9 protein-coding genes are annotated in these 10276 nt (G+C 64.3%); 7 read left to right on the top strand and 2 right to left on the bottom strand.

Annotated features, from left to right (window positions below; genetic code table 11):
- The 7 genes from IIB36_16965 to tadA form a co-directional block, all read left to right on the top strand.
- Positions 1-239 (top strand): ABC transporter ATP-binding protein (locus IIB36_16965; protein MCH7533429.1); only part of this gene is annotated, 239 nt, incomplete at its 5' end.
- A gap of 650 nt (positions 240-889) precedes the next feature.
- Positions 890-1555 carry an ABC transporter ATP-binding protein gene (locus IIB36_16960; protein ID MCH7533428.1) on the top strand — a complete coding sequence of 222 codons (666 nt, stop codon included), beginning with the start codon at positions 890-892 and terminating at the stop codon, positions 1553-1555.
- Between the two features lie 48 nt (positions 1556-1603).
- On the top strand, positions 1604-2962 hold the full coding sequence (locus IIB36_16955; protein MCH7533427.1) for a sigma-54-dependent Fis family transcriptional regulator: 1359 nt from the start codon (positions 1604-1606) through the stop codon (positions 2960-2962).
- Between the two features lie 114 nt (positions 2963-3076).
- A complete protein-coding gene (locus IIB36_16950) occupies positions 3077-4330 on the top strand; it encodes a PAS domain S-box protein (GenBank protein ID MCH7533426.1) in 1254 nt (417 codons plus the stop codon).
- A gap of 118 nt (positions 4331-4448) precedes the next feature.
- Positions 4449-4730 carry a hypothetical protein gene (locus tag IIB36_16945; protein MCH7533425.1) on the top strand — a complete coding sequence of 94 codons (282 nt, stop codon included), beginning with the start codon at positions 4449-4451 and terminating at the stop codon, positions 4728-4730.
- A 368-nt stretch (positions 4731-5098) separates the two neighbouring features.
- Complete coding sequence (locus tag IIB36_16940) at positions 5099-6001, top strand: GGDEF domain-containing response regulator (protein ID MCH7533424.1); 903 nt, start codon at positions 5099-5101, stop codon at positions 5999-6001.
- Positions 5998-8121 carry a Flp pilus assembly complex ATPase component TadA gene (gene tadA, locus IIB36_16935; GenBank protein MCH7533423.1) on the top strand — a complete coding sequence of 708 codons (2124 nt, stop codon included), beginning with the start codon at positions 5998-6000 and terminating at the stop codon, positions 8119-8121. Before IIB36_16940 ends, tadA begins: the two co-directional genes overlap by 4 nt.
- 40 nt (positions 8122-8161) lie before the next feature.
- Here the strand turns inward: tadA and IIB36_16930 are convergent, their stop codons facing one another.
- Together IIB36_16930 and IIB36_16925 are read right to left on the bottom strand one after the other, a co-directional pair.
- A complete protein-coding gene (locus IIB36_16930) occupies positions 8162-8872 on the bottom strand; it encodes a hypothetical protein (protein ID MCH7533422.1) in 711 nt (236 codons plus the stop codon).
- A gap of 161 nt (positions 8873-9033) precedes the next feature.
- Positions 9034-10221: an iron ABC transporter permease gene (locus IIB36_16925; protein MCH7533421.1), complete on the bottom strand. Its 1188-nt coding sequence runs from the start codon at positions 10219-10221 to the stop codon at positions 9034-9036.
- Positions 10222-10276 lie beyond the last annotated feature (55 nt).

The raw sequence follows: 10276 nt of genomic DNA, 5'->3' as shown, positions 1-10276 counted from the left end.
TTATCTTACTGGCGGACGAGCCGACGGGTAACCTGGACTCGAAGAACGGGAACGCGGTCATGGAGCTGATGCTGGAGCTCCATGCCGAGGGAGCGACGATCTGCATGGTGACGCACGATCCGCGCTATGCACATATGGCCGACCGGTCCGTTCATCTGTTCGATGGCCAGATCGTCTCGGAAGACGACGCCCGCAAGGCTCAGGAGTTGGAGCAGGCCGGGTTCGACGTCGGGCACTGACATCGGCTTGGAGGCGTCGGGCCGGTAGGTCGGGGTCGATGGAAGCGATATGGCGGAACACACGGTTTGCGCTCCGCTCGATATGGCGCGCGCACGGCTTCACGGCGGTGGCGGTCGGCACGTTGGCGCTCGGTATCGGTGCCAACACGGCCATCTTCAGCGCTCGGCGCCGGTGGCGGAGACGTCCGGAGGCTCGTGGTCAGCGGCGGACTGTGGCTGACCGTGCCGGGAATCGGGCTCGGAATCGGCTGGGGCGCTGCTGCCGACGGGCGTGCTGGAGGCACTCCTGAACGAGGTGCAGGTGACCGATCCTGCGACCTTCACGGCTATGGTCATCGTGCTCACTGGAGTGGCGCTCTTCGCGAGTTGGATTCCGGCGCGTAGGGCAGGCGACACCGATCCGGTTTCGGCGCTGCGAGAGGAGTGACAGCCGTCCCGAAACTGGCCGGATGGTGCACCGTAGGGTCGCTAACGCCTCGGCGCAGCCCGCCCGCAACCGTCCGGCGGATCCGGTCACGCGTGCGGGGGTGGCGATGCCCCTAGTGGTGGTGGCGCTGAGAGCGGAAAAGGGGGCGCCGGGAATTGCCAGTGGTGGTAGCTTGTGCGCGTGAAGGACCTATGGGTTTGAGGAAAGGACACGGACAGGGCGGATGATCAAGCTCCGGAATATGGAGAAGTCGTTCAAGACGGGTGCGGGGGAGACCTTCGTACTTCGACGCATCAACAACGAGGTGCAAAAGGGCGAGTTCGTCACCATCATGGGCCCGTCGGGCGCAGGCAAGTCGACGCTGCTCTCCATCCTTGGAATGCTGGATGGGGATTGGCGGGGGGAGTACTACCTCTTCGGTGAGCCCGTACATGCGATGAAGCCTCGCGCGCGCATCGAGCTCAACAAGAAGTACATCGGCTTCGTCTTCCAGCAGTACCACCTGCTCGACGACCTCACCGTGTACGAGAACCTCGAAATCCCGCTCTCGTACCGGAACGTGAAGCGGAAGGAGCGCCAGGCGATCGTCGCGGACTCCCTGGATCGCTTTCAGATCGTCGGCAAGAAGGATCTGTATCCGAGTCAGCTCTCCGGTGGACAGCAACAGCTCGTGGCGGTTGCCCGCGCAATCATTGCGGAGCCTGCCATGATCCTCGCAGATGAGCCCACAGGGAGCCTGCATACGAGTCAAGGCCGCATGATCATGGAGCTGCTCAAGCAGTTGAACAGCGAGGGCACCACGATCATCCAGGTCACGCACAACGAGGAATACGCGAAGTACGGTGACCGGATCATCCAGCTCCGGGACGGCTGGATCGTCGACGAATAGGGCGCCACCGGCCTGACGACGGCGGGCGGGCGGGCGCTATCTTACCCCATGTCACGCATCCTCGTAGCGGACGATCAGCCGGACGTACTCGAGGCGCTTCGAATTCTTCTGAAGGCGGAGGGCTTCGAGACCGCGACCGTTGCGTCACCCGCCGAAGTCCGACGCGCCGTGGAGAAGGGGGACTTCGATCTCACCCTTATCGACTTGAACTACGCGCGGGACACGACTTCCGGGAAAGAAGGCCTCGACCTGCTCAGCACGCTGCGCGAGCTGGACCCCACGCTACCCGTGGTGGTCATGACCGCATGGGGCTCGGTGGCCGGCGCGGTAGAGGCGATGCAGCGTGGTGCGCGCGACTACATCGAAAAGCCGTGGGACAACGAGCGGCTTCTCACCACGATCCGCACGCACGTAGAGTTGGGTCGAGCCCTGCGGCGCAGTCAGCGACTGGAAGGCGAGAACCTGCGTCTGAAAGGCGACGGCGCCCCTGAGCTGATCGCTGAGTCGAAGGCCATGGAACACGTGCTAGAGGTGATCGAGCGCGTGGGCCCCTCCGAGGCGAACGTGCTCATTGTGGGCGAACACGGAACCGGCAAGGAGGTCGTCGCTCGATGGCTGCACGCGGTTTCGGGACGCGCCAAGAACACGCTCGTCGCGGTCAACGTCGGAGCATTCAGTGAAGGTGTCTTCGACAGTGAGCTGTTTGGTCATGTGAAGGGCGCCTTCACCGACGCCAAGGCCGACCGTGTGGGCTGCTTCGAGCTCGCCGATGGAGGGACGTTGTTCCTGGACGAGATCGCGAACGTGCCGCTTAGGCAGCAGGCCAAGCTGTTGCGTGTCGTGGAGTCGCGTGAGATCCAACGCGTGGGGTCCTCGAAAGTACGCAAGGTCGACGTTCGCGTGTTGACAGCGACAAACGCCAACCTTGGGGAAGCTGTCGCCAACGGCGACTTCCGCGAGGACCTGCTGTATCGCCTGAACACCGTGGAAATTCTGGTGCCGCCGCTGCGCGAACGACGCGAGGACATTCCGTTGCTCGCGAACCACTTCCTGGCCAAGCAGGTCGCCCGCTACGAGCGCCACATCGAAGGCTTCTCCCCGTCGGCGATGGACGCGCTGCTCGGCCATTCGTGGCCCGGCAACGTGAGAGAGCTGCAGCACGCGATGGAACGCGCGGTTCTCATGTCGCGGGGCTCGCGTATTGAAGCGGCCGACCTGGGCCTGCGTCGGCGCGAAGACGGCTCGGTGCTCATGGACGACCTGACGCTCGAGGAAGCGGAGCAACTTCTGGTCGAGAAGGCGCTCGACCGGTACCAGGGCAATGTGAGCAAGGCGGCAGAAGCGCTGGGGTTGAGCCGAAGCGCACTGTACCGCCGCCTGCAACGATTCGAGCAAGAGGGGGGCTAGCGTGTGCGCAGTGCTCGGGGGCCCCTGACGAGCTCCTGGTGGAGGCGCCTCGGACACGACAGACGCGTGTTTCTGCTCGCGATCTTCGCGGGTCTGCCGGGCGTCGCGGTCTCGATGGGCTTCCTTTGGTTCGGTGACTTCACGGCCAAGGTTCAGTGGACTGCTTCCGTCGCCATCCTGGGCACGTGGATCGGGCTCACGGTGGCCTTGCGGGAGCATGTGGTGCGGCCGCTCGGCACCTTGGCGAACATGCTCAAGGCGCTTCGCGAGGGCGACTTTTCGATCCGGGCTCGCGTGACGGATGGGTCCGACGCCTTGTCGCTGGCCTACATGGAGGTGAACGCGCTCGAGGAGATCCTTCGCGAGCAGCGCCTTGGGGCGGTGGAAGCCACGGAGACGCTGCGCAAGGTCCTCGAGGAGATCGCAGTCGCGGTTTTCGCGTTCGACCCCGAGCAGACGTTACGCATCGTGAATCGGACGGGCGAGCGGCTTCTGGGCCAGCCAGCCGACCGGCTCATCGGCAAGAGCGCTGCCGAGCTGCGGCTGACAGACGCCCTCGGGGGCGTCGCGCCCCGAACTATGGAAGTCTCGTTCCCGGGCGGGGCGGGCCGATGGGAGTTGCGGCGCAGCGTGGTCCGGCAGGAGGGGTATCCGCTGAAACTGATCGTGCTCTCAGACCTGAGTCGAGCGCTGCGAGAGGAGGAGCGTCAGGCCTGGAAGCGCATCATCCGCGTGCTCTCTCACGAGATCAACAACTCGCTGGCGCCTATCAAGTCGATCTCGGGGAGCCTCCAGACCATGTTGGGGCGGAGTAGCCTTCCCGAGGAGATCGGCGCCGACGTGCGGCGCGGGCTCGAAGTCATCTCATCACGAGCCGAGGCTCTCGGTCGCTTCATGGCCTCGTACGCCAAGCTCGCCCGTCTTCCGCAGCCGAAGCTCGTTCCCACGCGGGTCGCAGCACTCGTGCAAAGCGTCGCGGACCTGGAGACCCGTGTGAGCGTTGATGTGGTGGGGGGTGAGGATGTATCGCTGCAGGCTGATCCCGATCAACTGGAACAGGCACTCATCAACGTGCTCAAGAACGCGGTCGAGGCGACGCTGGAGGCGGAGGGCAAGCTGGTCACGATCCGGTGGCTGACGCGGTCGGGGAATCTCCACATCATCATTGAGGACGACGGCCCGGGCCTCGGAGATACGGGCAACCTCTTCGTGCCGTTCTTCACCACCAAACAGGGCGGATCCGGTATCGGTCTCGTGCTCTCACGCCAGATTGCGGAGGGCCACGGAGGGACGCTCGATCTCGAGAACCGCGCCGACGGTCGGGGGGCTCGAGCGCGCCTCACTCTCCCCCTGGACCCGACGAGATAGACGACCGCGTCGGCGGCTCGCAGGGAGGCGCAACCGTTCGCACCAGCGCTGTGTCCCATGGTTTGGAAGAGATAGCAACGGCGATCAGCAAGCCTTTCGAGCCCTCTACGATGCGAACGTGGACAGGATATACCGCCTTGCTTACCGAATGGCTGGAGAAGAGGACCCGGCGAAGGACTTCGCGCAGGAAGCGTTTCTGCGGGCCTACCAGCGACTCGACCAGTCCCGTGGCGACGCGGCGTTCTCCACGTGGCCAGCCACGTCGAGGCTCGACCAGAGATGCCGGCCCCGGCCATGCCGGAATTCCAGGAAGATCCCGCCAGTGAAGCGTATCGGGCGGCCCGAGAGGCATTCAGCCGCCGGCGCTATTCTGACGCGGCCGAGCGCTTTGAGCGAATGAGGGTTCGGTATGCGTGGAGAGCGACGACGAGGAGCTGCAGGAGCGCGCGATCTTCGCGATCTCACAGCGAGCGGGCGACGCGCGCGCGGCCGAGATCCTCCAGTGGCGGAGTTCCTCCTGAGCCTGATCAGGGGGACGGATATGATCCGGTTGTGATTCGCTTTTTCGAGGACGTTCTGCTCGGGCGCGTTCGGTAGCGGAGCTCTCGCCGACTTGAGCGGGGCGACCGAGTCGGCCGGCGAATGAGCCCAACAATGGTAAACATCTGTTTTTTCTACGTGGCGTTAGCGGTTGTGGGGCGCTATCTTGCATCGGTATTATGTAAGGCTCTCTCAATAATTGGTCCCACGTGCCCTGGATAGACCGCGTTGCAGCAACGGCCCATCAAGATCCTGCTTGTCGAGTCCGACCGGGAGTATCTGGATGATCTCCGCGACCGACTTTCGGCCGTGCGTCAGGGAGAACTCGATATCGAGTGGGCCGGAGAGCTCAGCGAAGCCCTCGCCCGACTGACTCAGGGCGGAATCGACGTGATTCTGCTCGATCTGGACCTTCCCGACAGCACCGGCATGGTGACGTTCGAGCGCGCATACGCGTTCGCTCCGGATGTGCCGATCATCGTGCTGACCGATGAGGCCGACGAGGAAGTCGCGAACGCGACCGTCCAGGGCGGTGCGCAGGACTACATGGTCAAGGACGAGGTGCAGGCGTCCGTGCTCGCGCGCTCCGTGCGACACGCCATTGAACGGCACCGGCTCCTCTCCGCTCTGCGCAGCCTGTCGCTGATCGACGACTTGACGGGGCTGTACAATCGCCGCGGCTTCTCAGATCTAGGTGAGCAGTATCTGAAGTTGGCGAAACGCTCCGGCCGGGGCGTGACGATGGTTTACCTGGATCTCGACCGATTCAAGACGATCAACGATTCGCTGGGTCACCATGTTGGCGATCGAGCACTTCTCAAAGTGGCGGATATTCTCAAGGCCACCTTTCGACGCTCGGATATCATCGCACGGCTGGGTGGGGATGAGTTCGGAGTGCTCGCGCTGGAGGCGTCCCGCGAGAGTTCTGAGCTGTTGATCCAACGTCTGCGAGGGAGTGTGACGGAGTTCAACCAGACAAGTCCCGAGCCGTACCAGCTCTCCGTCAGCATCGGGATGGCGCGTCACGAAGAGGACATGCACATCCGCCTCGACGACCTCATCACCGAGGCCGACAACGCGATGTACAAGGAAAAGCACGTCAAGCGTAGCGCCGCGCTGAGAGGGTCATGAGCGAGGTCGCCGAGGATACCGGGCAGGGGACGGATCGCGGGGGCGCCGTCCACTGGCTCGTTCGGATCGCCGAGCGCGCGGGGTTGGGCGACCGTCACCGTCCCGTAATTCCCGCTGGGAGGAAGGCTCAAGACGCCTGGAAAGACGTCACCAAGGCGTACGAGTTGTCAGACGGCAAGCTCTCCAAGCTCGTTGCCGAATACTTCCGGCTGGACGTGGCGGATTTCGAGAAGGCGGATCCGAACGCGCCACTGCTCATCCCCGAGACGATGGCGCGGAAGCACCACATCTTTCCGCTCCTTGAGGACGACCGGCACTTCGTGGTCGCCACCTGTGACCCGACGGACGTGGACGCCGAGCGCGCCCTGGGCTTCAGCACCGGGCGCACCCCGCTGTTCGAAGTCACGTCGCCGGGCGCCGTGCAGGAGGCACTCGACAGCCGCTACTCTCCCGAGAAGGCGATCGAGACTCTTCTTGACGGTTTCGACGACATCGCCATTGACGCAGTCAAGCTCGTAGAAGAGATAACCGAACCGGAGTCGGTCTCGGGGACGGACGTGGCCGCGACTCCAGTCATCAAACTCACGAACATGATCATCCGGGACGGCATCAATGCTGGCGCTTCCGACATCCACATCGAGCCGGGGCGCAAGCTCGGGGCGGTCCGCTATCGCGTCGACGGTGTACTCAGGAAGCACATGGACCTACCGATGTCGGCGCTGAACCGGATCGTTTCGCGAATCAAGGTCCTTTCGCGGCTGGACATCGCAGATCGATTGAGGCCGCAGGACGGCAAGACACGCGTACAGGTAAGGAACCGCGACTACGACCTGCGTGTTTCGACGATTCCGGCCGCTGGCGCGGAAAAGTGCGTCATTCGCATACTCGACTCAGGCGCCACGCTGACGCTCGACGACCTGGACATCCCGCAGCTGGAGCTCGAGCGACTGCGCGGTCTGCTCCAGCATCGAGACGGTGTCGTCATCATCACGGGGCCCACCGGCTCGGGCAAGACCACCACGCTTTACGGGGCTCTGCGCGAGCTTGCCGACGGCAAGGTGAACATCATGACGGTCGAGGATCCGATCGAGTATGAGTTGCCCGGCATCACGCAGACCCAGGTGGAGACGAAGCAGGGCATGACGTTCGCCGGCGCGTTGCGAGCGATGCTGCGCCAGGACCCGGACGTCATCCTAGTCGGAGAGATCCGCGACAAGGAGACCGCGGTGACGGCGGCGCAGGCGGCGATGACCGGCCACCTCGTACTCGCGACCGTACACGCCAACGACGCGGTCAGCGCGGTGTCTCGCTTGGCGGATCTGGGCCTACAGTTCGGTACGATTGCGCAGACTCTGCGCGGAGCGATCGCACAGCGGCTGTTGCGGCGCGTGTGCGCGACGTGCGCCGAGCCGGTTCGAGGCCAGCTCACGCTGGACGAGCAGCGTCTCACGGATCGCCACGGCATGGAGCCGGTAGTGCGAGCGGTTGGGTGTCCCGAGTGTGGCTTTACAGGATATCGGGGCCGCGTGCCGGTGAATGAAGTCCTCGTCGTGGGTCCGCGAATGCAACAGGCCATTGAGCAACGCAAGGGTTGGGCGACGATGTCCCGCATCGCGGAACAGGGCGGAATGCGCAATCTGCACACGGTCGGCCTGGAGTGGGTGCAACAGGGGCGTACGACACTCGTGGAGGTGGAGCGTGTTCTTGGCCAGACGCTCGACCAAGAATCGCAGGAGAAGGCAAAGGGTCCACCGCGTATCTTGCTGGTGGACGACGATGAAGACGCGCGCATGCTGATGCGGACGTTGCTGGAGCGCGACGGATACGAGGTCTCTGAGGTAGTGGACGGCCGCAAGGCACTCGAACTACTCGAGGACCAAGACTTCAACCTCTTGATCCTCGACCTCGCAATGCCCGGCCTCGATGGTCGCGAGGTTCTGCATCAGCTGCGTGGATCGGTAGATACGGCAGCGCTGCCGGTCCTGATCCGAACCGGCACCGGCAGCGATCGGATCGAGGCTGAGCTACTTGAGGCGGGTGCGGACGACTACATGGAGAAGTCAGTCGATGCGGACCGCTTCATGGCCCGGGTGCACGCGGTGCTCCGGCGGGCGATGTAGCCCCCGGTCTGGGTCCCGACCAGAGCCGATCCAGCTGTCCTCACGGATCGAGCGGTGCCAGTGGCAGCACCAGGACGAGGGAGAGCGACCAGGGACTCGCGTCATCCAGAAAGCGCTCGTCCCCGATCACGTCGCCCGCCTTCGGCAAACCCGTGGCGAGGTAGTCGATAGACAGCTCCACTTCGGCATTCCGTAGCCAGTTACCCTCGGGAAGCCAATTGAAGAGGTGGAGCGCGGTATCCCACTCCAAGTCAAGTTTGTGCGTGTAAACGCTGGCGGCGTCCGGTGTTTCACCCGGACTGAACTTGTCGACGATGTCGAAGTGGGACGACAGCCAACCTCCCGTCTGATCGGAATCAAACAGAACCAGGTTAAGCTCGATTTCGATCTCTACCGCGTTGTCGCGAATGTCGTCCCGGCCCAACTCCGCCGCCGTGGCGCCCGTAAACGGGTGCTCGGAGGTACTCGCGAAGGGGACGAAGATCGCCTCGAACGTCAGCCCTACTCGCGGGATCTCCGTGGGCACGTCCAGCGCGAAGATCAGCTCGAAGACCGTCTCTCGCTTCGTCTCCTCGACAACCCCAGCGATCTCAACTCGCGCCCGGTTCCCGAGATTATCGAAGGTGAGGGTAGGCTCGATCTTCAACTCCGGCATGCACAGGATCGCGCACGCCTCGCCTTCCTGAGCTTCGCCGGGCGCCGCCACCAACAGACCGGCCGCGGCGAGCGCGATGAGCCCATAGGTCTTCACTGCTACGCTACCCTCCCATCGCCACGTTTTCGACAGATCGTCCATCATCTAAACGGTAACTCGTCAACGATGTGACACGTCCCGCAGGAGCCCGTGTAGGGAATGGGCATCGCCCTGCCCGGCGGTACCCCCAGACCCCAATGTTTGTCTTCAGAGGCACATCAAATACATGGGAGTTTATGGGGCCTTCCCAGTAGGCGTTGTTCTCTTCGTCGGCCGCATCGGCCAACGCCGAGCACGGCCCCCGGTATGAGGAAGCCGAGCATCAAAGTGGCGTCCAGGAGCCGTCCCCCGGCTCGCCCGCGCGCGAACGCCCACGCGCCCGTCAAGCCGAGTGCCGTGATCGCGGTGGCCGCCAGGGCGGCGGCGCGCATGCTGTTCCAAAGGCTCGAGCGGATCCATACGGGCATTTCGGCGAGCCCGGCCGGCCCCGCACGGATCGCCAGAGCGAGCACCGGCGCCAACGACAGCATTGTGATCGAGGCGCACGCCAGGGTGAGGGGCACCTTCCACCGTCCAAGGCGAAACGGTGTTCTCTTGCGGCGCCGCAGCCCGAGCACCGCAAACGTCCTCGCGCCCACGAGCCTCCGCTCGAGCGCGAGCAGCCCGAGCGTCACGGCCAGGAGCGGCAGCGTGAGAGCCACCGCCTCGCCGGGCGCGTAGTCGATCCCGCCCAGCCGAGCGAAGACGCTTGCCGGGTACGTCCGCACACGCAGAAACATGGGCACGCCCAGCTCGGACAGAGCGAGAGCGAAGACCAGCAGCTGGCCGAGCGCCACAGCGGGCCACGCCGTGGGGAGCAGGATCCGTACGATGACGCGAAGCGGCCCGGCAACGACCCTCCCGGCGTCTTCCAAGGACGGATCTACGTTCTGGAGCGCGAGCGCTGTCAAGCTCGTCATGATGGGGGCGAACGTCAGCCCGAGCACGGCAACGACTCCCACGGGCCCGAAAAACAGGCGAGCCGTGAACGGGGTGCCCAGGTAGCCGTTTGCACCGACGATGTGGAACCAGCCGAGCGCCACGAGGAACGGCGGCACGAAGATCGGGAAAGCATGCACAGCGAGCAGCCAGCCACGTCCACCCACGTCGGTGCGGCCTAGCAGGACACCGAGCGGCACGCCGAGAACGCTCGCAAAGATGGTCACCGCGGTGGCGAGCGCGACCGAGCCGGCGAGTAGCCGCCATACGTCGGGCGCCAGCAGGACCGTGGTGACTCCGGTCATCGCCTCCTCACCTGACGTTAGCTCCACGGCCAGAGTGGCGAGTGGGATGAGGACGGCGAAGGCGAGGATGACGCTCGGCGCCCACAGAAGAAGTGATTCTTGAGTGGGCGAACGAACCTTCATCGGGTGCGACGGCTTGGCAGTCGATTGGCGCGGGCACCCCGGAGCGAACATGGTC

The organism is Gemmatimonadota bacterium (assembly GCA_022560615.1).
In the GTDB taxonomy this organism is placed as follows: domain Bacteria; phylum Gemmatimonadota; class Gemmatimonadetes; order Longimicrobiales; family Gaopeijiaceae; genus UBA1138.
The sequence above is the reverse complement of the archived record's forward strand: the minus strand, read 5'-3'. Positions and strand labels throughout refer to the sequence as shown.

Coding starts and splice junctions, on each gene's coding strand:
- IIB36_16960 (MCH7533428.1), top strand. CDS start 890: ATGATCAAGCTCCGGAATATGGAGAAGTCGTTCAAGACGGGTGCGGGG.
- IIB36_16955 (MCH7533427.1), top strand. CDS start 1,604: ATGTCACGCATCCTCGTAGCGGACGATCAGCCGGACGTACTCGAGGCG.
- IIB36_16950 (MCH7533426.1), top strand. CDS start 3,077: ATGGGCTTCCTTTGGTTCGGTGACTTCACGGCCAAGGTTCAGTGGACT.
- tadA (MCH7533423.1), top strand. CDS start 5,998: ATGAGCGAGGTCGCCGAGGATACCGGGCAGGGGACGGATCGCGGGGGC.
- IIB36_16925 (MCH7533421.1), bottom strand. CDS start 10,221: ATGAAGGTTCGTTCGCCCACTCAAGAATCACTTCTTCTGTGGGCGCCG.